This window comes from Spiribacter roseus, from assembly GCF_002813635.1.
Taxonomy (GTDB): Bacteria; Pseudomonadota; Gammaproteobacteria; order Nitrococcales; family Nitrococcaceae; genus Spiribacter; species Spiribacter roseus.
In genome coordinates this window covers 875,419-896,496 of record NZ_CP016382.1, presented here as the reverse complement: position 1 = coordinate 896,496, position 21,078 = coordinate 875,419, and the positions used below count along the sequence as shown (strand labels likewise).

The following is a 21,078-nucleotide window of genomic DNA, read 5'->3' as shown; positions in this document are numbered from 1 at the left end:
TCTAACGGCGCCGGGCAGTGGCATCCAATGCGCCGGGCCGGCGGTGAGCCGCCGCGCGGAGTCTGATATCCTCTGGCGCTTATTGACCGGCAACTCTCGAGCACAGCGCATGACCACCGTTTCCCGCTCCGCCATCGTCCGGCATTCCGCCGAGCAGATGTTCGATCTGGTCGATGACGTAGCCCATTACGAGGACTATCTCCCGTGGGTAAAGCGCAGCCGCGAGCGCGAGCGCACTGAAGACCGGGTGGTCGGTGAGCTGCTTTTCTCGAAGGCGGGATTCGAGAAGTCGTTCGTCACCCGCAATCATCGTCAGCCCGGCAAGATGATCGAAATCCGCCTCATCGAGGGGCCGTTTCGCCACCTCGAGGGTTTCTGGCGTTTCGAGCCCATGGGCGAGGGGGCCTGCAAGGTTTCGGTGGATCTCGAGTTCGAGTTCTCCAGCCGGCTGCTGGCCATGGCCTTCGGGAAGGTATTCACTCAGGTCGCCGGGACGCTGGTGGATTCGTTCGTCAACCGGGCTGACGAGCGCTATGGCCGCTGACCACCGCCACGGGCCCGACGACTGGATCGATGTCGAGGTCACCTATGCGCGACCGGATCGTCAATGGCTCATTGCCCTGCGCGTACAGGCTGGCACCACGGCACGGGCGGCGGTTGAGCAATCGGGCCTGCTCGACGACATCCCGGAACTGGATATTGACGCGGCCGGCGTCGGGATATTTGCAGAGCCGGTCAGCGCCGAAACCCCTCTGGCGCCGGGCGATCGCGTCGAGGTCTATCGCCCCCTGCAGATCGATCCCAAGGCCCAGCGGCGTCATCGCGCCCGGGCGCAGCGCCACACGCAGAAGCGCTAGCGCGCCGTTCCCGCCAGTGGGTGGTCGGCGTCAACGAAATCGCCGCGGGCCGTGGCCAGACCGTTGGCGTCGAAGGTCAGCGTCAGTCGGCGCGAGACGGCCTCGACATCGGCGCTGCGTGGCTCCACCTCATAGACATAATCCCAGCGGTCATCGGTAAACGGGTCATCAATGGTGGGTGGACCCAGCACGAAGCGCACCTGGCGGCGGGTCATCCCCGCCCGCAGCTCGTCCACGTCGGCCTCGTCAAAGAGCGTGCCCTGCCGGATCTCCGGTTTATAGAGAATGGGCAGCTCCTCGACGGTGCTGGCACACCCCACAAGCGCCGCTGACACGAGCAGGGCTGCGACGATCCGTTTGCCGGTGTATACTGAAATCATTATAAAGAAAGCGTCGTCCTGAGTGGTTTTGCGACATGGTAACCCAAGCCCGTCCCGCCTCACACATTCCCTGGGAAATCAGTCACGAGTCGGACGAGCTCCGGCGCGCCGGGCTCAAGGCCACCGCACCGCGACTCAAGATCCTGCGCATTCTTGCCGGCCGCGAGCGCGCCCACCTCGCCGCCGAAGAGGTCTATCAGCGCCTCCACGACGACGGAGAGGACATCGGCCTGGCGACGGTCTACCGCGTGCTCACCCAGTTTGCCGAGGCGGGCATCGTGATCCGTCACAACTTCGACAGCGATCGGGCGGTGTTCGAACTCAACTCGGGGATCCATCACGACCATCTGGTCTGCGTCGACTGCGGCAAGGTCGAGGAATTCAAGGATCGGGTCATTGAGCGTCGTCAGGTGGATGTCGCCGCGGTCTCGGGCTACGAGCTCCACAGCCACTCGCTCATCCTCTACGGGCGCTGTCCGGATTGTGCCCGGGTGGCACGGCGCGGGGATCAGTCGGCCTGATCGAGCATTTCGCGGGCGTGGTTGAGGGTGTTCTCGGTGATCTCGAGACCGCCGAGCATACGGGCGATTTCGTGGACACGCTGATCCCCGACGAGTGGCCGGACATCAGTGACGGTGCGGCCTGACTCATTCTGGCGCTTGTCCACCTGGAGTTGATGCATGCCCTGGGCGGCCACCTGAGGCAGATGGGTGATGCAGATCACCTGATGATGCGCCGACAGGGCCCGCAGCTGGCGGCCGACCACTTCGGCGACGGCGCCGCCAATGCCGGTGTCCGCCTCGTCAAAGATCAGCGATGGCAGCTCGGCGGTATCCGCGGTGGCCACCTCCAGCGCCAGCCCGATGCGCGAGAGCTCGCCGCCGGATGCCACTTTCTGTAGCGGGGCGGGCCGCTGATCCGGGTTGGTGCGCACATCAAAGCGCACCCGGTCGATTCCGTGTTCGGACGGGGTCGCCTGATCGTCGGGATCCACTGCGATGATCAGTGCCGCACCCGCCATCCCCAGCTCGCCGAGTAAGGTATCGACCCGTTCGCTCAGCGCGGCGGCCGCGGCCTGTCGGGACTCAGAGAGGGTCTGGGCGGCCTCGCGGTAGTCACTGAAAAGCTTTTCCTTTTCGGCGTTGAGCGTGACAAGCCGCTCATCCGCCGAGGTCAGCCGATCCAGCTCTGCGCGCAGCGCCTCGGCATGCTCGGCAAGGCCCTCGGGCTCGATCTGGTGCTTGCGGGCCAGATCGTGCAGCCGGCTGAGTCGTGTTTCCACCGCCTCGAGCCGCTCGGGGTCCATTTCGAGCTGGTCGGCGAACTGGCGCAGGGCCTGGCAGGCCTCGTCGATCTGGACCTGGCCGGTGGTCAGCAGCTGCTGGACCTCGTCGATGCGGGCGTCGACATCGCCGTGTGCCGAGAGCTCGCGCTCGGCCGTGGCGATCAGCGACTGGGCGCTGGTCTCGCCGTCATAGAGGGCCTCGAGGCTTTGCTGACAGGCCGTGATGATCTCGCCGGCCCCCGCCAGCCGGCGTTGCTCACGTTCGAGCTCGGCCATCTCCTCGGCGCTCGGTGCGGCGTCGTCGAGCTCGTCGAGCTGGTAGCGCAGGAGCTCGATCCGGTCGTGATGATCGGCGCTGCCACCGCTCAGGGACTCGATTTCGGCACTCACCCGGCGCCAGCGTCGGGCCAGCTCCGCGACCGCCTCAAGACGCTGGGGGTGAGCGGCGAACCCATCCAGGGTGCGCCGCTGGGTGTCCGGCCGCATCAGTGCCTGATGGGCATGCTGGCCATGGATGCCCATGAGCAGCGCGCCCAGCTGCTCAAGCTGATGGCGGGTGACCGGGCGGCCGTTGATCCACGCCTGGGAGCGGCCGTTGCTCTGCACGACCCGACGGATCAGGCATTCATCGTCTTCATCCAGCGCTTCCTCGGTCAGCCATCCCCGGGCGCGTGGGGTATCGGCCACATCGAACAGGCCATGCACCTCGCTCTTCCCTGCCTCGGCCGGGACCATGGAGCGATCGGTGCGGTCACCCAGGCAGAGACCCAGGGCGTCGAGCAGGATGGATTTGCCGGCGCCGGTCTCGCCGGTGAGGGTGGTCAGGCCGGGGCCCAGATCCAGACCGAGTTGATCAATGATGGCGAAGTCACGGATTTCGATACGTTTCAGCATGGCGGCGCGCCGTCTCCCCAGTGCAGTTTCGCCCGCAGGATATCGAAATAGCGATGCCCGGGAGGATGCACCAGTCGCAGTGCGTGCGGGTAGGCGACGATGTCGAGGCGACCGTCGGCGGTCAGGGACAGGTCGGTCTGGCTGTCGCAGCTGACATGCACCTGTTCGATGGACTGGGGCTGGACGCGCACCTCGATATGGCTGCCGGCGCTGATCACCAGGGGGCGATTGCTGAGGGTGTGGGGCGAAATCGGCACCAGCGCCACGGCATCGATCCCCGGGTGCATGATGGGGCCGCCGCCCGAGAGTGCATAGGCGGTGGAGCCGGTGGGCGTGCAGATGATCAGGCCGTCGGAGCGGTGCCGGTTGCAGGGCTCGCCGTCGATCCAGGTCTCGAACTCGATCATTCGCGCGGTGTTCCAGCGCTGCAGGACCACTTCATTGATGGCGGGGGCGTGGGCGACGATGCCGTCGTCATGGACGACTCGTGCCTCGAGCACAAGCCGCTCCTCAACACGACAGTCGCCATCGATCACGCGGATGATCTCGTCGAAGCGGTCCGGCGATACATCGACCAGAAATCCCAGCCGCCCACGGTTGATGCCCAGCACCGGGACCTGGTGGGCGGCGACCTGCTTACCGGCGTGCAGGAGCGTGCCATCACCGCCGACGACGATCAGCAGGTCGATGCGCGGGGCGAGGCTGTCGAGGCTGGCGACGGGGTGGGTGGCGGAGGCACCCGTCGCATCGCCGATGGCCTCGTCAAGGGAGACGGTGAGACCGCGTCCGTCGAGCTCGTGGATGAGCTTGCGAATCGTATCGATGACCGCCTGGTCGCCCGGCTTGCCCGTGATCGCGATACGTTGGAACGGTTGCATGCAATTCCCTCGACAGTTCGCCGACAACCTAGCACGGTGGCCGCAAATTGACAGCCATGGGGGGTGTTGATAGCTTGCCTTGGCACTCGTCTGTCACGAGTGCCAATCCCTGGAGGACGGTATGGTTCAGCGACATCGCGACGGGCCGTCCGGGGCTCGTGCGCAGCACCTGCTCCGGGCCCTTGTGCATCGATATATCCGTGACGGTCAGCCGGTTGGGTCGCGGGCCCTGACGCGCGAGGCCGGCATGGATCTGAGTGCGGCCTCGATCCGCAATGTCATGGCCGATCTGGAGGAGGCGGGCTACATCCACTCGCCGCATACCTCCGCGGGACGGATTCCGACCGATCGGGGCTACCGGTTTTTTGTCGACACCCTGCTGAGCGCCCGTCCGGACAGCGGGCTTGACGCGGATAATCTACGGATTCGGCTGGACGGCGAGGGCAGTACCGACTCACTGGTGGATTCGGCGTCCAACATCCTCTCGGGGCTGACGCATCTGGCCGGCGTGGTGACGCTGCCGAAACGTGACTTCGGCTCGATCCGTCAGATCGAATTCCTGCCGCTCGCCCAGCGCCGCATCCTGGCGATCGTCGTGCTCAATGACTCCGAAGTGCAGAACCGGGTCATCGAGACCGATCGCGACTACAGCGCCGCCGAGCTGCAGCAGGTGTCGAACTATCTCTCCAGCGAATTCGCCGGCAAGAGCGTCGGCGAGGTCCGTCATGGCCTGCTCGAGGCGATGCAGGCCGATCAGCGGGACGTCAACGAGCTGATGACCTCGGCGATTGCCGTGGCGCAGACACTGTTCGCCGGTGATGGCGAGTCCAGCGATGATTTCGTGATGGCCGGTGAGACCAATCTGATGACCTTCGCCGAGCTCTCGAGTGTGGAAAAGTTAAAGGAGCTGTTCGAGGCATTCGGGCGCAAGCGCGACATCCTGCATCTGCTCGACCGCTGTCTGTCGGCGGATGGCGTGCAGATATTCATCGGCCAGGAGTCGGGCTATCAGGCCTTCGATGGCGTGAGCCTGGTCACGTCCACCTATCAGAGTGATGACAATGTGCTGGGGGTGCTGGGGGTGATCGGCCCCACGCGCATGGAGTACGACCGGGTGATCCCGATCGTCGATGTCACGGCCCGGTTGCTCGGGCATGCCTTGAAACCGACGCATTGATCCCCACCTCTGCGCACAGGTGCATTTCAAAAGCGGAGCGACGCATGACAGACGAAGACGACAAGCCGGCCGGGAACGGTCCGCAGGAGCAGGACGCGGCGGATAACGGCGCCGCGGAGGAAAGCCAGGAGAAGACCGCCGAAACGCTCAGCGCCGAACTTGAGGCGGCCGAGGCGCGTGCCCAGGAGAACTGGAGTGAATTTCTGCGCGCCCGGGCCGAGATGGAAAACCTGCGCCGGCGCGCTGAAAAGGACGTGGCGGCGGCCCGCCAGCAGTCGCTGGAAAAGCTCGCCGGCGAGCTGCTCGCGGTCAAGGACAGTCTCGAGATGGGCCTGCAGGCGGCGCGGGATGAAAACGCCGATGCCGCACGGCTGGCCGAGGGCTCGGAACTGACGCTGCGGATGTTTGACCAGGCCCTCGAGAAATTCAACATCGAGGCCATCAACCCCCAGGGTGAGCGCTTTGATCCCGAGCGGCATGAGGCCATGACCGCGCAGGAAACCGACGAGCAGGCACCCAACACCGTGGTCAGCGTGATCCAGAAGGGCTATCGCCTTGGCGACCGCCTGCTTCGCCCCGCGCGGGTGATCGTGGCAAAAGCCCCGGCGGATTCAGGCGACGAGGCTTGAAAAACCCGGTGCCGGGCACCAGATCACCTGACGACACGAATTACAGGATATTGAGGAGCAATCACTGATGGGTAAGATCATAGGCATCGACTTGGGAACCACCAATTCCTGCGTCGCCGTGATGGAGAGCGGGACGTCCCGCGTCATTGAAAACGCGGAAGGCGATCGCACTACGCCCTCCACTGTGGCCTTCACTGAGGACGGCGAGGTGCTCGTCGGCGCCGCGGCCAAGCGACAGGCGGTGACCAACCCCGAGAACACGCTGCATGCGATCAAACGACTGATCGGGCGCAAGTTCGAAGAGGATGTCGTCCAGCGCGACGTGCGTGAGATGCCCTACAGCATCGTCAAGGCGGACAACGCCGATGCGTGGGTGGAAGTGCGCGGCAAGAAGATGGCGCCGCCGGAAGTCTCCGCGCGGGTGCTGCAGAAGATGAAGAGCACCGCCGAGGATTATCTGGGCGAGGAAGTGACCGAGGCGGTGATCACCGTGCCGGCCTACTTCAATGACTCCCAGCGTCAGGCCACCAAGGACGCCGGTCGCATCGCCGGGCTCGAGGTCAAGCGCATCATCAATGAGCCCACCGCGGCGGCGCTCGCCTACGGACTCGACAAGCAGGGTGGCGATCGCAAGATCGCGGTCTATGACCTGGGCGGCGGCACCTTCGACGTGTCGATCATCGAGATCGCCGAAGTCGAAGGCGAGCACCAGTTCGAGGTGCTGTCCACCAACGGTGACACGTTCCTGGGCGGCGAGGACTTTGACCGCGCGGTCATCGACTATCTGATCGCGGAGTTCAAGAAGGATCAGGGTATCGACCTGTCCGGCGACCGTCTGGCGCTGCAGCGGCTCAAGGAGGCCGGTGAGAAGGCCAAGATTGAGCTGTCCTCCGCGCAGCAGACCGAGGTGAACCTGCCGTACATCACCGCGGACAACACCGGGCCGAAGCACCTCAACCTCAAGCTCACGCGGGCCAAGCTCGAGAGCCTGATCGAGGATCTGGTCAAGCGCACCATCAAGCCCTGCGAGGTGGCCCTCAAGGATGCCGGCCTCAAGGCGAGTGACGTCGATGACGTGATCCTGGTCGGCGGCCAGACGCGGACGCCCAAGGTGCAGGAGGCGGTCAAGTCGTTCTTCGACCAGGATCCGCGCCGAGACGTGAACCCCGATGAAGCCGTCGCAGTGGGTGCCGCGATCCAGGGCGGTGTGCTCGGTGGCGACGTCAAGGACGTCCTGCTGCTTGACGTGACGCCGCTGTCCCTCGGCATCGAGACGCTGGGCGGCGTGATGACCAAGCTCATCGAGAAGAACACCACGATCCCGACCAAGGCCAATCAGGTGTTCTCCACCGCCGAGGACAACCAGGGCGCCGTGACCGTGCACGTCCTGCAGGGCGAGCGCGAGATGGCCAGCGATAACAAGTCGCTCGGCAAGTTCGATCTCTCTGACATTCCGCCGGCGCCGCGCGGCGTGCCGCAGATCGAGGTGACCTTCGATATCGATGCCAACGGCATCCTGCACGTCACCGCCAAGGACAAGGGCACCGGCAAGGAGCAGTCCATCCAGATCCGTGCCTCCGGCGGGCTCTCGGACGAGGATATCGAGCGCATGGTCGAGGACGCCGAGACCAATGCCGAGGAAGATCGCAAGGCCCGTGAGCTGGTCGAGGCCCGCAACCAGGCCGATGGCCTGATCCACGGGGCGCGCAAGAGCCTGGAAGAGGCGGGCGACAAGGTCTCGGACGAAGAGAAGCAGTCCGTTGAAGAGGCGATCAGCAATCTCGAAGAGGCCATGAAGGGCAGTGACAAGGCGGCCATCGACTCGGCCACTGAAGCGCTGGCGACCGCCTCGGGCAAGATTGCCGAGAAGCTCTACTCCGACGCGGGCGGCGCTGACGGCGGCGAGCAGCCGGGCGGTGCCGAGAACGCCGAGTCGGATCAGGAGGACGTCGTCGACGCCGACTTCGAGGAAGTCAAGGACGACGACAAGAAGAAGTAAAGCCGCATCGCGGCCTTTCCGCTTCTTCGGCAGGGCGCAGCCCACCGATTGCCCGGCCACGGCCGGCATTCGGTGCCTGCGCCTTTGCTGTTAGCGCGGCGGCCGTTACTCTGCAACGACAACGGTTAGAACGGGCACCATGGCAAAACGCGATTATTACGAAATCCTCGAGGTCTCGAAGAACGCCTCGGAAAGCGACCTCAAAAAGGCCTATCGCCGGCTGGCGATGAAGTATCACCCCGACCGCAATCCGGATGATGGTGATGCCGAGGTGCGCTTCAAGGAGGTCAAGGAGGCCTACGAGGTCCTCAGCGACCCGCAGAAGCGCTCGGCGTATGACCAGTTCGGTCACGCCGGCGTCGACCCGAGTGCCGGCGGCGGCCCCGGCGCGGGCGGATTCGGTCGTGGCGGGGCCGATTTCTCCGACATTTTCTCGGATGTCTTCGGTGATATCTTCGGCGGCGGTCGCGGCGGCGGGCGTGCCTTCCGCGGGGCGGATCTGCGCTATCGCATGGAGATATCGCTCGAAGAGGCGGTCCAGGGGGTCGATCGGGATATCCAGATCCCCACCCAGGTGCGCTGCGATGAGTGCGACGGCAGTGGTGCGGCCCCCGGCAGTGAGCCGGTCACCTGCCAGACCTGCAATGGCCATGGCGATGTCCGGGTACAGCAGGGATTTTTCTCGATTCAGCAGACCTGCCCACGCTGTGATGGCACGGGCCAGGTGATCAGTGATCCGTGCCGCAAGTGCCGGGGTAAGGGCACGGTGCCCGACCAGAAGACCCTGAGCGTGCAGGTGCCCCCGGGTGTGGATACCGGCGATCGCATCCGCCTCAGTGGTGAGGGTGAACCCGGCGAGCAGGGTGGTCCGCCCGGTGATCTGTACGTCGAGATGGTGGTCAAGCCGCATCCGATCTTCACCCGCGAAGGAGCGGATCTGCGCTGCGACATTCCGCTCAGCGTGACCACCGCAGCGCTCGGTGGCGAAATCGAGGTCCCCACGCTGGCGGGGCGGGTGACCCTGCGCATTCCCGCCGGTACCCAGTCGGGCAAGGTCTTCCGGGTGCGTGGCAAGGGCGTCAAGCCGGTCCGCGGCGGCACCCACGGCGATCTGCTCTGCCGGGTCATGGTCGAGACGCCGGTCAACCTGACCGCGCGGCAGAAGGCCCTGCTCGAGGAGCTCTCCGAGACCCTTGAGCAGGATGGCGAGCACCATAATCCGCGGGGCAGCTCATGGCTGGATACGGTGAAGTCCTTTTTTGATCGGATGAAGCTCTGACATGACGAAAGTGGCGATCCTCGGGGCATCCGGCCGGATGGGCCGAACTTTGATCGGGCTGGTTGCCGCCGCCGATGACCTGCAGCTGGTCGGGGCCACCACCCGCGCGGACAGTCCCTCCGTGGGCAGCGATGCCGGTCTGCTCGCGGGTTGCGGGGCGCTCGATGTCACCCTGACCGCCTCCGCGGAAGCGGCATTGGCCGATGCCGATGTCGCGATCGATTTCACCCTGCCGGCGGCATTGGCCGACAATCTGACCGCCGCCCGCTCGCGGGGTTGCGCGCTCGTGATCGGCACCACGGGGGTGGATGCGGACGGGATCCAGGCCATTGATGCCACCGCCCGGAGTCTGCCGGTGGTGTTCGCCGCCAATTACAGCAGCGGGGTCACGCTCCTGCAGCGCCTGGTGCGGACCGCGGCGGCCGCACTCGGCAGTGACTACGATGTCGAGATCGTCGAGGCGCACCATCGCGGCAAGCGCGATGCGCCCTCCGGGACGGCCCGGGCGCTGGGCCAGTCGGTGGCCGATGGGCGCGGGGTGGATCTGGAGGAGAACGCGGTGTACGCCCGCGAGGGGATGACCGGGGAGCGTCCCGTGGGCGCCATCGGTTTTCAGGCGCTGCGGGGTGGCGATATCGTAGGCGAACACACGGTCATGCTGGCGGGTGAGGGTGAGCGGCTTGAACTCACGCATCGAGCCGCGAGCCGCGAGACCTTCGCCCGTGGTGCCCTGCGAGCGGCCCGCTGGGTAATCAGCCAGCCTCCCGGCCGATTCGACATGGACGATGTACTCGGTCTCAGCGACTGAGTCGTCGCCAAACGCCGGAGTCAGTCATGCGCATTGCCATCGTGGGGGCAGGGCTCGCGGGCCTGAGCGCGGCCCGCGTCCTGAGTGACGCAGGCCTCGAGCCCGTGGTGTTCGATAAGGCCCGGGGTCCCGGGGGACGCATCGTCAGCAAACGCACGCCCTACGCTGGCGTTGATCTGGGCACCCAGTATTTCACCGCCCGCGACGGAGAGTTTCGGGCGGCCGTGGACGACTGGCGCAAGGCCGGGGTGTTGGCATCCTGGCCGGTGACGCCGCGGGTCCTGCCCGAGGGGCAGCCGGCCCGGGCGCAGGCCCGTCTGGTGGCGGTGCCGCGCATGTCCGCGCTGGCCCGGCACATGGCCGAGGGACTTGATGTGCGCTGCGGGGTGCAGGTGCGCGAGATCACCCGCGAGGCATCCGCCTGGTCCATTCAGGATCGCCACGGTGATTCGCTGGGAACATTCGACGGCGTGTTGCTGACCGCGCCCGCGCCCCAGGCCCAGTCACTACTGGCCGAGCCCAGTCCGCGCCTCGCGGCGCGTGCGGTGGAAGCGCCCATGAAACCCTGCTGGGCGGTGGGACTGGTGCTGGATGAGCCCCTCAATCTGGCGTTTGACGCCGGCTTTCCGAGCAGTGGTCCGCTGGGCTGGGTGGCGCGGCTGGGCGCCCGTCCCCAGCGCCCGCAGACCCCGGAGATCTGGACGCTGCACGCCACCGATGCCTGGAGCGAGGCGAATATCGAATGGTCCGAAGACGCCGCCGGCGAATACCTGACGCAGGCGTTCGCCGAGCTGACGCGACGCAAGCCATCGGTGAGCGACCGGTTCGTTCATCGCTGGCGGTTCGCCCGCTCGCGCCGGGCCCTGGCCGAGCCGGTGGGTTATCTCGAGCACGATCAGCTGTTGTGTGCCGGCGACTGGGTGGTTGACGGCCGCGTCGAGGGAGCGTGGCGCAGCGGCCGGGCAGCCGCCCGACGGCTGATCAGTCTCGCGGCCGGCCGGGCTGATCCAGGCGCTGAATGATGGCTGCGTAGTCCTCGGCAAGCTGGCCGATGGCCTCCAGCGCGACCCGTTCATCGATCTGGTGAATGCTCTGGTTGACCGGACCAAACTCCACGACCTCGGCGCCCAGCGGCGCAATGAACCGGCCGTCGGAGGTGCCGCCGGCCGTATCCGCCCGCGGGGGCGTACCGCTGCGATCGGTGATCACCGCCTCGATGGCCCGTCGCAGGGCGCCCGGTTCACTTGAAAAGGGCGCTGCGGAATGTTTCCAGTCAATGGTGGCACCGGGAGCGTGGGCATCGGCCATTGAATGGATGCGCTGCTGCAGGCCCTCGGCCGTGCTGGCGGGCGAGTAGCGCAGGTTGAAGCGGGCCGATGCCTGCCCCGGGATGACGTTGATGGCATCGGTGGCGGCGCCGACACCGGTGATCTGCAATCCGGTGGGCGGGAACTCACGGGTGCCGTCATCCCAGCGCGTCGCAGCGAGCTCGGCCATGAGCGGCATCAGTCGGTGCAGTGGGTTGTCCGCCTGAGCGGGGTAAGCCACATGCCCCTGGTGGCCGGTGACGGTGATCTCGCCACTCAGTGAGCCCCGGCGCCCCACCCGTACCGTGTCACCAAGGCGGGTCTGGCTGCTCGGCTCGCCGACAAGGCACCAGTCGATGCGGCCCAGCCGTTCATGGATCAGTGGGGCGATGGCGCGGATACCGTCCTGCGCCGGGCCTTCCTCGTCGCTGGTCAGGGCAACGGCGATGCGCATATGTGTGGTGGCGGCCACCGCCTCACAGGCCGTGACAAAGGCCGCCACACTGGCCTTCATGTCGGCGCTGCCGCGTCCGTAGAGGTGACCGTCGCGCCGGGTCGGCTCGAAGGGGGGTGATGTCCAGGCATCCGCCGGCCCGGCGGGGACGACATCGGTGTGGCCGAGAAACAGCAGCACCGGTCCTTCGTCCCCCCGGATGGCCAGCAGGTTGCTGACCGGCCCCCGGGGCAGCCATTCGAGGGCAAACCCCGCAGCGGCCAGATGCTCAGCCACCAGTGTCTGGCAGCCGGCATCCTCCGGTGTCACCGAGGCGCGGGCGACCAGTGCCTCGGTCAGGGCGATGGCCTGTTGTGTCGAAACCTCGCTGCCCATTGTCGGGGTGCCGCCTCAGGGGCGCAGCAGCTCGTTGATGCCGACCTTGGCCCGGGTCTTCGCATCAACCTGCTTGATGATGACCGCGCAATAGAGGCTGTGACTGCCGTCCGCGGCGGGCAGGTTGCCGGGGACCACCACGGCGCCGGCCGGGACACGGCCGTACAGGATCTCGCCGGTCTCGCGGTTGTAGATGCGGGTGCTCTGGCCGATGAAAACGCCCATCGAGATCACCGCGCCCTGTTCGACCCGAACGCCTTCGACGATCTCCGAGCGGGCGCCGATGAAGCAGTCATCCTCGATGATGGTCGGATTGGCCTGCAGCGGCTCGAGGACCCCGCCGATGCCCGCGCCGCCAGACAGGTGCACGTTCCGGCCGATCTGCGCGCAGGAGCCGACAGTGGCCCAGGTGTCCACCATCGTCCCACGGTCGACGTAGGCGCCGATGTTGACGTAGGAGGGCATCAGCACCACGCCGTCAGCGATGTAGGCGCCGCGGCGCGCCGCGGCCGGCGGCACGACCCGCACGCCATCGGCCTCGAAGTCGGCGCTGCTGTAATCGGCGTACTTCATGGCGACCTTGTCGAAGTAATCGGTCTCACCGCCGCGGATGCGCTGATTGGGGGTGAGGCGGAAAGACAGCAGGACCGCCTTTTTGAGCCATTCATTGACCTGCCAGTCACCGTCGACCGGCTCGGCCACCCGCGCCTCGCCGCGGTCGAGTCGCCCGAGGGCGTCCCGCACGGCGGCATGCAGCTCAGCGGGCGCGTCGGCGGGATTGAGGGTATCGCGCCGCTCAAAGGCGGTTTCAATGATTTCCTGGATGGATTCCATGCAGTCGGCTCCGTGGGTCAGTACGAGTGTTCAATAAAATGGCGGATGCGATGTAGCGCATCCTCGCAGACCGGGGTCTCGGCCACCAGCGCCAGGCGCGCATGACCCCGCCCGGGGTCGCCCGCGGGCGTGGGCCGTGACAGGTAGCGTCCCGGCAGCACGGTTACGCCGGTGTCGCGGTAGAGCCCGCGGGTGAAGGCCTCGTCATCGCCGTCGGGGACCGGCAACCAGATATAAAAGCCCGCTTCAGGGTCTTGATAGGGACAGATATCGCCGATGATCGAGCGGGCGCGCTCGAACTTGTCGCGATAGGCGGCGCGATTCGCGGCCACGTGGGCCTCATCCTGCCAGGCCGCGCGGCTGGCCTGCTGCACATGCAGCGGCAGGGCGCAGCCCTGATAGGTGCGGTAGGCGCGAAAAGACGCGATCAGTCGGGCGTCACCGGCGATGAAGCCGGAGCGTAGTCCCGGAACATTGGAGCGCTTCGACAGGCTGTGGAAGACGAGACAGCCGGCGAAGTCCGTGCGGCCGGCCGCCTGGCAGGCCTGCAACAGGCCCAGCGGCGGATTGGATTCATCGCGGTAGAGTTCGCTGTAACACTCGTCGGCCGCGATCACGAAACCGTGGCGGTCCTGTTGCTCGAAGAGCTTCTCCCAGAACGTCTGCGGAATGACCCGGCCCGTGGGGTTGCCCGGGCTGCATAGATAGATGAGTCCGCAGCGTGCCCAGTCGGCCGCCTGCCAGTCGTCCAGTGATGGCAGTCCGTCCACCGGGTCCGTATTGAGCAGTTTCGGGATGCCGCCGGCCAGCAGCGCCGCGCCCTCGTAGATCTGATAGAACGGGTTGGGCATGGCCACATCGGGCCGTTCAGCGGGGTTGAGCAGTGCCTGGGTCACGGCAAACAGGGCTTCCCGGGTACCGGCGGCCGGGAGGATGTGGCGATCGGGGTCAATGGCGCCGTCGGTCAGTTGAAAGCGTCGGCGGATCCAGCCCGCGATGGTCTCGCGCAGCGCCGGCTGCCCCGCACTGGCGGGGTACCGCCCCAGGCTGTCATGCAGCGCGTCGGCGGCGGCCCGGGTGATCCAGTCCGGCACCGGATGGCGGGGCTCGCCGATGGACAGCGCCACCGGCTCGCGATCCGCCGGCGGAGTGATGTCCGCAAGCAGGGCACGGAGGCGCTCGAACGGGTACGGCTGAAGGTGGCTGAGACCCGCCTGGCCCGGCCGTTGCTGATCAGACGCCATCGCCCCTCCGCATGATGTCGCCGTCTTCCTCAAATGCGCTCAGTAGCTCGGCCCGCAACTGCTGTCGCGTCGCGCTGGTGAGTGGCGCATTGGCGTCGTCGGTGATGAAGAACACATCCTCGGCACGTTCACCCAGTGTGGCGATCTTGGCGTTCTGCACCCGCAGCCCGTGGCGGGCCAGGGTATAGCCCACCTGAGCCAGGAGTCCCGGCTGGTCGCCGGCGATCAGTTCCATGACCGTGCGGTGATTGCGTGTGTCGTCGCTGAAGTCGATCTGGGTGTCGGTGTTGAAGTGGCGCAGGCGACGCGGCGTTTCGCCGGTGGCGGGTTCGGGCAGTGTCTGTGGATCGTGCAGGTGATCGCGCAGCGTCACGCGCAGTGTCTCCACCAGCCCGGCCCGATCCGCGCCGCCGCCCTGCGGCATCTGCACCAGGAAACTGTCCAGGGTGTAGCCGTTATCCGTGGTGATGATCCGCGCATCGAGAATATCCAGGCTCAGGCGGTCCAGTGCCGAGACCGCCAGGGCGAAGATGTTGTCGCGGTCGCGGGTGTAGATGAATACCTCGATCCCCCCGCGCTGGGCGTCCGGCTCGATCAGTACGAGGGGCTCGTGCGCGGCATTGCCGGCGGCGTGGATGGCCTCGGTATGCCAGGCCACCTCGGCGGCCGAGTAGCGCAGGAAATAGTCCGGTGTGAAATGCCGCCAGATCGAGCGCACGGTCATATGGTGCAGGCCCTTGCGCCGTAGCAGCTCGCGCGCCCGATGCTGGGCCTCGGCGACCAGCTCGTCCTCGTCGATGGGCTGGCCGAGCCCACGTCGCAGGGCCCGTGCGGTGCGCCGATACAGCTCGTGGAGCAGGGACTTGCGCCAGGTGTTCCAGAGCTTGGCATCGGTGGCCCGGATGTCCGCCACGGTCAGCAGGTACAGATACTCGAGGTGCTTGAGGTCGCCCACCTCGCCGGCGAATTCGTTGATGACGCCGGGGTCACTGATATCGCGCCGCTGCGCGGTCATCGACATCAGCAGGTGCTTGCGCACCAGCCAGGCGACAAAGCGGCAGTCATACCGCGACAGCCCGTGCTGCAGGCAGAACGCATAGGCGTCCTCGGCGCCCAGCTCGGAGTGATCGCCGCCGCGGCCCTTGGCGATGTCGTGGAACAGGGCGGCCAGATACAGCAGCTCGGGCTTGGGCAGTCGCGAGTGGATTTCGCTGAGTTGCGGGAATTCGTCGCGATGCTCGGGCACGCTCAGCCGGCGCAGGTTGCTGACCACCATGAGCGTGTGGGTGTCGACGGTGTAGACGTGGAACAGGTCATACTGCATGCGCCCGGTGATCGCGGCGAACGCCGGGATATAGCGCCCCAGAATGCCGTGGCTGTGCATGCGCCGCAGCGCGTGGGTGATCCCCACGGGCTGTCGGAAGATTTCCATGAAAAGACTCCGCGCCCGCAGATCACGACGGAACGCCGGATTGATGCGGTCGCGGTGGGCACGCAGCTGGCGGATCGTGGCCGCGCGGATGCCGCGGATTTCCGGGTGCTGCTGCATCAGCAGGAACAGCTCCAGCATGGCGAACGGATAGCGCTGAAAGACCTGCCGATGGGTGATTTCAATGAAGCCGCGCTTGACTTGAAAGCGCTTGTTGAGCAGCTGCGGCTTTTCGTCGACGTCGGTGTAGAGAATGGTCTCTTCGTAGAGCTGCAGCAACATCTCATTAAGACGCGATAGGCGTTTGATCATGCGATAGTAACGCTGCATGAACTGCTCGACGGCCAGGGTATGCGTGGCATCCTTGTAGCCGAACTGGCGGGCCAGATCGGCCTGGTAGTCGAACAGCAGCCGGTCTTCGCGACGCCCGGCGAGGCCATGCAGGGCAAAGCGGATGTCCCAGAGAAAATGCTGGCCCTGGATGAGCTCCTCGTACTCGCTTTCGCTGAGGAATCCCAGGTCGACCAGATCACTCAGCGCACCGGCATTGAAGTGCCGCTTCGCCACCCAGCCGATCATGTGGATGTCGCGCAGCCCGCCGGGGCCCTCCTTGAGGTTGGGCTCCAGGTTGTAGGCCGTGTCGTCGTAGCGCTCGTGGCGGCGCTGTTGTTCGGCCCGCTTGGCTTCAAAAAAAGCCGGTCCCGACCAGATGTGGTAGGGGCTGGTGGCGGCTTCCATCGCCGCGAACAGCGACCGGTCGCCGGCAAGCGGCCGGGCCTCCATCAGATTGGTGGCCACGGTGATATCCGCTTCGGCCTGGGTCACACAGTCTTCCACGCTGCGCACGCTGTGGCCGACCTCGAGGCCGATGTCCCAGAGCCGGGTGACCAGGTCGCTCAATCGCGCCTCGAGCGGGCCGGGCAGCGGCGTGGGGATGATGATCATCAGATCCGTGTCCGAACCGGGATGCAGTTCTCCGCGGCCGTAACCCCCCACGGCCACCAGACAGGCCGCACCGGCCAGATCCCCCAGGCACAGCGCCCATGCCCGCGTGACCACCGCATCCATCACCGCAGCGCGCAGGGGAACCAGCTTGAGCGCCGGCTCGCCGTCCAGGAACCGGGCGCTGAGGGTTTCGTCGGCGTCACGCAGCGCGCCCTGCAGGATCGGTGTGATGTCGTCGCCGCCGGCCAGTGCCCGATCAAGGGCGTCAAGGTCGAGCAGCTGCCGGTCAACCACCGGCGCAGGACCGGCATCGGTCGCGGTCACCGCGACCATGTCAGTGATTGCCGCTGAGGGTCAGGATATCGACGCCCCCATCCGTGACGGCGACGGTGTGCTCCCATTGGGCGGAAAGGCTGTGGTCCTTGGTGACCACCGTCCACTGATCGCCGAGCAGGCGTGTCTCGGCGCGCCCGGCATTAATCATCGGCTCGATGGTGAAGGTCATGCCTGGCTTGAGGACCTCGCCGGTGCCGGGCTGGCCGTGATGCAGCACCTGCGGGTCTTCGTGAAAGCCACGCCCGATGCCGTGACCACAGTACTCGCGGACCACCGAGCAGCCTTCAGCCTCGGCGAGGGTCTGGATGGCGTGGCCGATGTCCCCCAGCCGCGCGCCCGGTCGGACCTGATCGATGCCGGCATGGAGCGCATCGAAGGCCACCCGGCTGACGCGGCGGGCCTGGACCCCCGGATCACCGGCAAAGTACATCCGGCTGGTATCGCCGTGCCAGCCGTCGTGGATCACCGTGACGTCGATGTTGAGGATGTCGCCGCGCTTGAGCATCTTGCTGCCGGGAATGCCATGGCAGATCACGTGATTGACCGAGATGCAGGTGGCTTTCGGAAAACCGCGGTAGTTGAGCGGCGCCGGGATGTCTCCCATGGCGTCGATTTTCTCGTGGCAGAGCCGATCGAGTTCGGCGGTGGTCACGCCGGGCCGCACATGCTCGGCGATCATGTCGAGCACCGCGGCGGCGCGGGCACCGGCCTCGCGCATCTTCTCGATCTCGGCGGCAGACTTGGTGGTGATGGTCATGAGGGCTTTCAAATTGTCGCTGTGAGCCGCCTATGGTATAAATGCCGCGCCATTTGGGCAATTCAATCCATAAACCACACATGTACCGACACGACTGGCTGGGTGCCCTCGAGGTTGTCAGTTGCGGGTGCATGGAGGCTCAACCCACCACAAGGAGTTTACAGACATGGCGAAAGTGACCATGCGCCAGATGCTGGAGGCCGGCGTGCATTTCGGCCACCAGACGCGGTACTGGGATCCGAAAATGGCTCCCTATATCTTCGGCCACCGCAACAAGATTCATATCGTCAACCTCGAAAAGAGCCTGCCGCTCTACGAGGATGCCGTGAACTACGTCGGCAAGCTCGCCGCCAACGGCGGGCGCATCCTGTTCGTGGGCACCAAGCGTGCCGCGCAGGACGCGGTCCGCGAAGAGGCCGAGCGCTGCGGCATGCCCTACGTCAACCACCGCTGGCTGGGCGGCATGCTGACCAACTTCCGCACGGTCAAGCGCTCGATCCGCCGGTTCAAGGAGCTGCAGCAGCAGAAGACCGATGGCACCTTCGAAAAGCTTGGCAAGCGCGAGGTCCTCTCCCTGCAGCGTGAGATGGACAAGCTCGAGCGCTCGTTCGGCGGCATCGTCAACATGGAGTCACTGCCGGACGCGCTGTTCGTGATTGACGTCGGTTACGAGAAGATCGCCATCCAGGAAGCGCGCAAGCTCGGCATTCCGGTGGTGGCTGTCGTGGACACCAACAACAGCCCGCGTGAGGTCGACTACGTCGTGCCCGGCAACGACGACGCCATCCGTGCCATTCGTCTGTACCTGCGGGGGATCTCGGACGCCATCCTTGATGCGCGCATGAGCACTGCCCAGGCGCCGGCCGGCGACGACGAGTTCGTCGAGCTGCCGGGGGAGCCGGCGGCGGCCGAGGAGCCGGCCAATGACGAAACCGACACCAGCGGCGAGCAGACCGCCGGTTAATCTGACACGGACAGAGGAAGCATCGAATGGCAATTAGCGCACAACAGGTCAAGGATCTGCGTGAGCGTACCGGCGCCGGCATGATGGAGTGCAAGAAAGCGCTGGTGGAGACCGACGGCGACATGGAGGCCGCGGTCGAGCACATGCGTAAGCGCGGCCTGGCCAAGGCCGACAAGAAAGCCGACCGCGTGGCCGCGGATGGGGCGGTCGTCGCGAAGATCGCCGACGACGGCCACAGCGGCGCCATCGTCGAGATCAACAGCGAAACCGATTTCGTCGCCAACGGCGACGACTTCAAGGCCTTCGCCGCGCAGGTGGTCGAGCGGATTCTGGCCGATGACCCGGCCGACCTTGAAGCGTTGATGGCGCTGCCGTTCAACGCCGGGGGCGAGTCCGTCGAGCTGGCGCAGAAAGAGCTGGTGGCCCGGATCGGCGAGAACATCCAGGTCCGGCGGTTCCAGCGCTACGCGAACGACGCGGCGCAGGTCCATCACTACCTGCATGGCAGCCGCATCGGCGTGCTCATCGAGATCGAAGGCGGTGACGAGGCACTCGGGCGGGATCTGTGCATGCACATCGCCGCCAGCCGGCCGGTCTGCGTCAGCGTCGACGATGTCCCCGAGGAGCGCGCCGCCAGCGAGCGCGAAGTGCTCGTCGCGCAGGCCGAGGCATCGGGCAAGCCGCCGGAGATCATCGATAAAATGGTCGAGGGCCGTCTGCGCAAGTGGCTGGCGGAGATCACGCTGCTGGGTCAGCCCTTCGTGAAGGATCCGGATCAGACCGTCGAGGCCCTGCTCGAGGCCAAAGGCGCCCGAGTGATCAACTTCACCCGCCTCGAGGTGGGAGAGGGCATCGAGAAAAAGCAGGAGAACTTCGCCGAAGAGGTGGCCGCGACGATTCAGGGCACCTGAGGAGTCGTTCGATGGCAGATCCCGTCTATAAACGCATCCTGCTCAAGCTCAGTGGCGAGGCACTGCTCGGCAATGCCGAGTACGGCATCGACCCGGTGGTGCTGCGCCGTCTCGCCGCCGAGGTCCATGCCCTGATCGATCGTGGCGTCGAGGTGGCGCTGGTGATCGGCGGGGGCAACATCTTTCGTGGGGCGGGTCTCGCCGCCTCGGGCATGGACCGGGTGAGCGCCGATCACATGGGCATGCTCGCCACCGTCATGAACGGACTCGCCATGCAGGACGCCCTCGAACATGAGGGCGTTTTTACGCGGGTGATGTCGGCGGTCAAGATCAATCAGGTCTGCGAGGACTACATCCGCCGCCGGGCCATCCGCCATCTCGAAAAAGGCCGGGTGGTCATCCTGGCCGCGGGCACCGGGAATCCGTTTTTCACCACTGATTCGGCGGCGAGCCTCCGGGCGGTGGAGATCGGGGCCGACCTGATGCTCAAGGCCACCAAGGTGGACGGGGTCTACTCCTCGGATCCGATGACCGACGAGTCAGCCTTCCGCTACGAGCGTCTCACCTACGACCGCGTGCTCGACGAACGTCTGTCCGTGATGGATGCGACCGCGATCGTGATGTGCCGTGACCAGAACATGCCTATCATCGTATTCGACATTAACCGGCCCGGCGCACTGGCAAGCATCGTTGAAGGCGAAGCGGTCGGCACGCGGGTCGAGCGAGGGTAATCGAATGATCGAGGACATCGAAAAAGACGCCGGCCAGCGCATGGATAAAAGCGTCGAGAGCCTGCGCAACGATCTCCAGAAAATCCGCACCGGACGGGCGAACACCAGCCTGCTCGACCAGATCACGGTGAGCTACTACGGCACCGAAGTCCCGCTCAATCAGGCGGCCTCGGTGGCGGTGGGCGACGCGCGGACGCTGACGGTGACGCCCTTCGAGAAGAGCATGGTGGGGCCCATCGAAAAGGCCATCATGGAGTCCAACCTCGGGCTCATGCCCAACTCCGCGGGATTGACCATCCGCATACCGCTGCCGCCGCTGACCGAGGAACGGCGCAAGGATCTGGTCAAGGTGGTGCGCGGCGAGGGCGAACAGGCCAAGGTCGCCATCCGCAACATCCGTCGTGATGCCAACGGCGATCTCAAGCAGCTTCTCAAGGACAAGGACATTACCGAGGACGAGGAGAAGCAGGCCGAGGATCGCATCCAGAAGCTCACCGATCGGCATGTCAAGACCATTGACGAGATGCTTTCGGCCAAGGAAGAAGAGCTGATGGCCGTCTAGGGTCATTGGGCCTATGACGACCGAGCAAACGCCGCCTCACGAT

Annotated in this window: 21 protein-coding genes; 13 read left to right on the top strand and 8 right to left on the bottom strand. The window is 65.9% G+C overall.

Annotated elements, in window-relative coordinates; genetic code table 11:
* Positions 1-109 precede the first annotated feature (109 nt).
* Positions 110-544, top strand: a complete 435-nt coding sequence (locus BBH56_RS04445) for a type II toxin-antitoxin system RatA family toxin (protein ID WP_110882717.1) — start codon at positions 110-112, stop codon at positions 542-544.
* Positions 534-857 carry an RnfH family protein gene (locus BBH56_RS04440; RefSeq protein ID WP_148122079.1) on the top strand — a complete coding sequence of 108 codons (324 nt, stop codon included), beginning with the start codon at positions 534-536 and terminating at the stop codon, positions 855-857. Before BBH56_RS04445 ends, BBH56_RS04440 begins: the two co-directional genes overlap by 11 nt.
* Here the strand turns inward: BBH56_RS04440 and BBH56_RS04435 are convergent.
* Positions 854-1,237, bottom strand: coding sequence for an outer membrane protein assembly factor BamE (locus tag BBH56_RS04435; protein ID WP_148122078.1), 384 nt, complete (start codon positions 1,235-1,237; stop codon positions 854-856). The genes BBH56_RS04440 and BBH56_RS04435 overlap by 4 nt on opposite strands.
* 35 nt (positions 1,238-1,272) lie before the next feature.
* Here BBH56_RS04435 and fur point away from each other — a divergent pair, with 35 nt between their 5' ends.
* Entirely contained in the window at positions 1,273-1,758 is a 486-nt protein-coding gene (gene fur, locus BBH56_RS04430; RefSeq protein WP_110882722.1) for a ferric iron uptake transcriptional regulator, read from the top strand.
* Here the strand turns inward: fur and recN are convergent.
* Together recN and BBH56_RS04420 are read right to left on the bottom strand one after the other, a co-directional pair.
* Positions 1,746-3,416, bottom strand: coding sequence for a DNA repair protein RecN (gene recN / locus BBH56_RS04425; RefSeq protein ID WP_148122077.1), 1,671 nt, complete (start codon positions 3,414-3,416; stop codon positions 1,746-1,748). The two genes, fur and recN, sit on opposite strands and share 13 nt — an antisense overlap.
* Positions 3,410-4,294 carry an NAD(+) kinase gene (locus BBH56_RS04420; protein ID WP_148122076.1) on the bottom strand — a complete coding sequence of 295 codons (885 nt, stop codon included), beginning with the start codon at positions 4,292-4,294 and terminating at the stop codon, positions 3,410-3,412. The genes recN and BBH56_RS04420 overlap by 7 nt, the downstream gene beginning before the upstream one ends.
* Before the next feature lie 121 nt (positions 4,295-4,415).
* Here BBH56_RS04420 and hrcA point away from each other — a divergent pair, with 121 nt between their 5' ends.
* From hrcA to BBH56_RS04390, 6 genes are all read left to right on the top strand, one after another.
* A complete protein-coding gene (gene hrcA, locus BBH56_RS04415) occupies positions 4,416-5,471 on the top strand; it encodes a heat-inducible transcriptional repressor HrcA (RefSeq protein WP_148122075.1) in 1,056 nt (351 codons plus the stop codon).
* Positions 5,472-5,515: 44 nt separating this feature from the next.
* Positions 5,516-6,100 carry a nucleotide exchange factor GrpE gene (gene grpE, locus BBH56_RS04410; protein ID WP_110882729.1) on the top strand — a complete coding sequence of 195 codons (585 nt, stop codon included), beginning with the start codon at positions 5,516-5,518 and terminating at the stop codon, positions 6,098-6,100.
* 67 nt (positions 6,101-6,167) lie between these two features.
* Positions 6,168-8,099 (top strand): molecular chaperone DnaK, encoded by a 1,932-nt coding sequence (dnaK, locus tag BBH56_RS04405; protein WP_144348323.1) that lies wholly within the window; start codon positions 6,168-6,170, stop codon positions 8,097-8,099.
* Positions 8,100-8,238: 139 nt separating this feature from the next.
* Positions 8,239-9,378 (top strand): molecular chaperone DnaJ, encoded by a 1,140-nt coding sequence (gene dnaJ, locus BBH56_RS04400; protein ID WP_110882733.1) that lies wholly within the window; start codon positions 8,239-8,241, stop codon positions 9,376-9,378.
* Between the two features lies 1 nt (position 9,379).
* Entirely contained in the window at positions 9,380-10,186 is an 807-nt protein-coding gene (gene dapB, locus BBH56_RS04395; RefSeq protein ID WP_148122074.1) for a 4-hydroxy-tetrahydrodipicolinate reductase, read from the top strand.
* A gap of 26 nt (positions 10,187-10,212) precedes the next feature.
* The gene (locus tag BBH56_RS04390; RefSeq protein WP_148122073.1) at positions 10,213-11,208 is read left to right on the top strand and encodes an NAD(P)/FAD-dependent oxidoreductase; all 996 of its coding nucleotides are present in this window, start codon (positions 10,213-10,215) and stop codon (positions 11,206-11,208) included.
* Here the strand turns inward: BBH56_RS04390 and dapE are convergent.
* The 5 genes from dapE to map are packed head-to-tail and all read right to left on the bottom strand — an operon-like array spanning position 11,168 to position 17,867.
* Entirely contained in the window at positions 11,168-12,322 is a 1,155-nt protein-coding gene (gene dapE, locus BBH56_RS04385; protein ID WP_148122072.1) for a succinyl-diaminopimelate desuccinylase, read from the bottom strand. The two genes, BBH56_RS04390 and dapE, sit on opposite strands and share 41 nt — an antisense overlap.
* 15 nt (positions 12,323-12,337) lie before the next feature.
* Positions 12,338-13,156: a 2,3,4,5-tetrahydropyridine-2,6-dicarboxylate N-succinyltransferase gene (dapD, locus tag BBH56_RS04380; RefSeq protein ID WP_110882741.1), complete on the bottom strand. Its 819-nt coding sequence runs from the start codon at positions 13,154-13,156 to the stop codon at positions 12,338-12,340.
* A gap of 17 nt (positions 13,157-13,173) precedes the next feature.
* Positions 13,174-14,400, bottom strand: a complete 1,227-nt coding sequence (dapC, locus tag BBH56_RS04375) for a succinyldiaminopimelate transaminase (protein WP_148122071.1) — start codon at positions 14,398-14,400, stop codon at positions 13,174-13,176.
* Positions 14,390-17,107 carry a [protein-PII] uridylyltransferase gene (gene glnD / locus BBH56_RS04370; RefSeq protein ID WP_148122070.1) on the bottom strand — a complete coding sequence of 906 codons (2,718 nt, stop codon included), beginning with the start codon at positions 17,105-17,107 and terminating at the stop codon, positions 14,390-14,392. The genes dapC and glnD overlap by 11 nt, the downstream gene beginning before the upstream one ends.
* A 1-nt stretch (position 17,108) precedes the next feature.
* Complete coding sequence (gene map / locus BBH56_RS04365; protein ID WP_148122069.1) at positions 17,109-17,867, bottom strand: type I methionyl aminopeptidase; 759 nt, start codon at positions 17,865-17,867, stop codon at positions 17,109-17,111.
* Positions 17,868-18,033: 166 nt separating this feature from the next.
* Here map and rpsB point away from each other — a divergent pair, with 166 nt between their 5' ends.
* The 4 genes from rpsB to frr are packed head-to-tail and all read left to right on the top strand — an operon-like array spanning position 18,034 to position 21,035.
* Entirely contained in the window at positions 18,034-18,831 is a 798-nt protein-coding gene (gene rpsB, locus BBH56_RS04360) for a 30S ribosomal protein S2 (protein WP_148122068.1), read from the top strand.
* Between the two features lie 26 nt (positions 18,832-18,857).
* Entirely contained in the window at positions 18,858-19,742 is an 885-nt protein-coding gene (tsf, locus tag BBH56_RS04355) for a translation elongation factor Ts (RefSeq protein WP_110882750.1), read from the top strand.
* Between the two features lie 11 nt (positions 19,743-19,753).
* Entirely contained in the window at positions 19,754-20,473 is a 720-nt protein-coding gene (gene pyrH, locus BBH56_RS04350; RefSeq protein ID WP_110882752.1) for a UMP kinase, read from the top strand.
* Between the two features lie 4 nt (positions 20,474-20,477).
* Positions 20,478-21,035 (top strand): ribosome recycling factor, encoded by a 558-nt coding sequence (gene frr / locus BBH56_RS04345; protein WP_148122067.1) that lies wholly within the window; start codon positions 20,478-20,480, stop codon positions 21,033-21,035.
* Positions 21,036-21,078 lie beyond the last annotated feature (43 nt).

Coding starts and splice junctions, on each gene's coding strand:
- BBH56_RS04445 (WP_110882717.1), top strand. CDS start 110: ATGACCACCGTTTCCCGCTCCGCCATCGTCCGGCATTCCGCCGAGCAG.
- BBH56_RS04440 (WP_148122079.1), top strand. CDS start 534: ATGGCCGCTGACCACCGCCACGGGCCCGACGACTGGATCGATGTCGAG.
- BBH56_RS04435 (WP_148122078.1), bottom strand. CDS start 1,237: ATGATTTCAGTATACACCGGCAAACGGATCGTCGCAGCCCTGCTCGTG.
- fur (WP_110882722.1), top strand. CDS start 1,273: ATGGTAACCCAAGCCCGTCCCGCCTCACACATTCCCTGGGAAATCAGT.
- recN (WP_148122077.1), bottom strand. CDS start 3,416: ATGCTGAAACGTATCGAAATCCGTGACTTCGCCATCATTGATCAACTC.
- BBH56_RS04420 (WP_148122076.1), bottom strand. CDS start 4,294: ATGCAACCGTTCCAACGTATCGCGATCACGGGCAAGCCGGGCGACCAG.
- hrcA (WP_148122075.1), top strand. CDS start 4,416: ATGGTTCAGCGACATCGCGACGGGCCGTCCGGGGCTCGTGCGCAGCAC.
- grpE (WP_110882729.1), top strand. CDS start 5,516: ATGACAGACGAAGACGACAAGCCGGCCGGGAACGGTCCGCAGGAGCAG.
- dnaK (WP_144348323.1), top strand. CDS start 6,168: ATGGGTAAGATCATAGGCATCGACTTGGGAACCACCAATTCCTGCGTC.
- dnaJ (WP_110882733.1), top strand. CDS start 8,239: ATGGCAAAACGCGATTATTACGAAATCCTCGAGGTCTCGAAGAACGCC.
- dapB (WP_148122074.1), top strand. CDS start 9,380: ATGACGAAAGTGGCGATCCTCGGGGCATCCGGCCGGATGGGCCGAACT.
- BBH56_RS04390 (WP_148122073.1), top strand. CDS start 10,213: ATGCGCATTGCCATCGTGGGGGCAGGGCTCGCGGGCCTGAGCGCGGCC.
- dapE (WP_148122072.1), bottom strand. CDS start 12,322: ATGGGCAGCGAGGTTTCGACACAACAGGCCATCGCCCTGACCGAGGCA.
- dapD (WP_110882741.1), bottom strand. CDS start 13,156: ATGGAATCCATCCAGGAAATCATTGAAACCGCCTTTGAGCGGCGCGAT.
- dapC (WP_148122071.1), bottom strand. CDS start 14,400: ATGGCGTCTGATCAGCAACGGCCGGGCCAGGCGGGTCTCAGCCACCTT.
- glnD (WP_148122070.1), bottom strand. CDS start 17,107: ATGGTCGCGGTGACCGCGACCGATGCCGGTCCTGCGCCGGTGGTTGAC.
- map (WP_148122069.1), bottom strand. CDS start 17,867: ATGACCATCACCACCAAGTCTGCCGCCGAGATCGAGAAGATGCGCGAG.
- rpsB (WP_148122068.1), top strand. CDS start 18,034: ATGGCGAAAGTGACCATGCGCCAGATGCTGGAGGCCGGCGTGCATTTC.
- tsf (WP_110882750.1), top strand. CDS start 18,858: ATGGCAATTAGCGCACAACAGGTCAAGGATCTGCGTGAGCGTACCGGC.
- pyrH (WP_110882752.1), top strand. CDS start 19,754: ATGGCAGATCCCGTCTATAAACGCATCCTGCTCAAGCTCAGTGGCGAG.
- frr (WP_148122067.1), top strand. CDS start 20,478: ATGATCGAGGACATCGAAAAAGACGCCGGCCAGCGCATGGATAAAAGC.